Origin of the sequence: Mesorhizobium sp. M8A.F.Ca.ET.021.01.1.1, assembly GCF_003998025.1 — a bacterium.
Classification (GTDB): Bacteria; Pseudomonadota; Alphaproteobacteria; order Rhizobiales; family Rhizobiaceae; genus Mesorhizobium.
This window is the reverse complement of sequence record NZ_RZSJ01000880.1, coordinates 1-1,588: the sequence shown is the minus strand read 5'-3', so window position 1 is coordinate 1,588 and position 1,588 is coordinate 1. Positions and strand designations below refer to the sequence as shown.

The following is a 1,588-nucleotide window of genomic DNA, read 5'->3' as shown; positions in this document are numbered from 1 at the left end:
CGATTTCAAGGCGCTGAAACCATCGAGCCAGGCCGCCCGCGCCGCCGGCATTCCGGTGGTCGAATTCGATCGCCAGATCACGTCGACACCGTCCGATTTCACGTCGGTCGCGGGTACCGTCGAGATCGGCTATGTCGCCGCCGATCAGGCCGAAAAGCTTCTGAAAGCCAAGAACGGCTCGGTGAAGGGCAAGGTCCTTCAGGTGCTTGGCGACCCCGGCGATCCTTACACGCTCGACATCCAGAAGGGTTTTGAAGAGAAGATGAAGGCGTTCCCGGACGTCAAGATCATCTCGCTGCCGGCCATGCAATGGGAGGCCAGCAATGCCGGCACCATCGTTGCCGACCAGATGCTGGCCAATCCCGACATCGACCTGATCTTCAGCCATGCCGCGCACCTGTCGGTCGCCGCCGTCGCTTCGCTAGAGGCCGCCGGCAAGAAGCCGGGCGACGTGATGCTGATGAGCTCGAACGGCGCGCCGGTCGGCCTCGACCTGATCCGCAAGGGCTGGCTCAATGTCGAAGTAGAGCAGCCGCTTTACGCACAGGCCGCGGCCGTCGCCATGTTCATGGACAAGGTCGCGAAGAAGCAAGAGATCAAGCCCGGCGAATACGACGTGCTTGGCCTGAAATCGACCGTCACCAAGGAAGCGTGGGGCCCGAACATCAAGATTCCGGGTGCCGCCATCACCAAGGAGAACGTCGACAACCCGGCCTTCTGGGGCAACCAGAAGCCGCCGACCGATACGGTCAAGTCGGTCGAATAGGCATGTCGCCTGAACGCTCCGGGCCATACCTGGCCCGGAGCCCATCCCTGCCCGCATGAAACGAGACGCAGACAATTCGCTGCGGCCTTGATTGCGCATGCCAACCGGATCGACACATGAACCCTCGCACGCGTCACGCCCTGGAGTTCGTCCTCGACAACCTCGTCTGGTTCATGCTGCTCCTTGTCCTGGTCGTCTTCTCGCTGTTCATCCCGAACTATTTCCAACTCGGCATCTTCGCCAACATCATCGAGGCGTCGAGCGTGCTCGGCGTCATGTCGATCGGCCTGGCGCTGGTCATCATTGCCGGCCACATGGACCTGTCGGTCGAATCCGTCGCCGCACTCAGCGCCATGGCGGTGGGCATCCTGTTTTGCTCCTCGGGCATCGGCCTCGGTGTTCAATTGCACCCGGAATGGCTGATGGTTCCGGTCTCGCTGCTGCTGGCGCTGGCCGTCGGCGGCCTCATCGGCGCCTTCAACGGCTATCTTGTGGTCAAGGTCAAGATGAGCGCCTTCATCATCACGCTCGCCTCCTACATCTGGGTACGCGGCCTCGTGCTGGTCATTTCGGGCGGCCGCTCGGCACAGGATCTGGCACCCGCCATCCGGTGGTTCGGCATCCAGCGCCTGATCGGCCTGCCGCTTACCGCCTGGATCGCGGTGGCCTGTTTCGTGGTCTTCTCGCTGATCATGGCCAAGACGCCGTTCGGCAGGCACTTGGTGATGATCGGCGGCAATGAAACCGCGACCTTCCGCGCCGGCATCCGGGTGAACCGCAACCTGATCATCGCCTTCGTGCTCGCCGGCGCCATCGCAGGGC

At 62.7% G+C, this 1,588-nt stretch carries 2 protein-coding genes; both read left to right on the top strand.

Annotation, left to right across the window (positions count from 1 at the left end; genetic code table 11):
* Nucleotides 1–766: sugar ABC transporter substrate-binding protein (locus tag EOA36_RS35020; RefSeq protein WP_145969501.1), on the top strand; the 766-nt coding region annotated here is incomplete at its 5' end.
* 116 nt (nt 767–882) lie between these two features.
* A partial coding sequence (locus EOA36_RS35015) for an ABC transporter permease (protein WP_145969500.1) occupies nt 883–1,588 on the top strand: 706 nt, incomplete at its 3' end.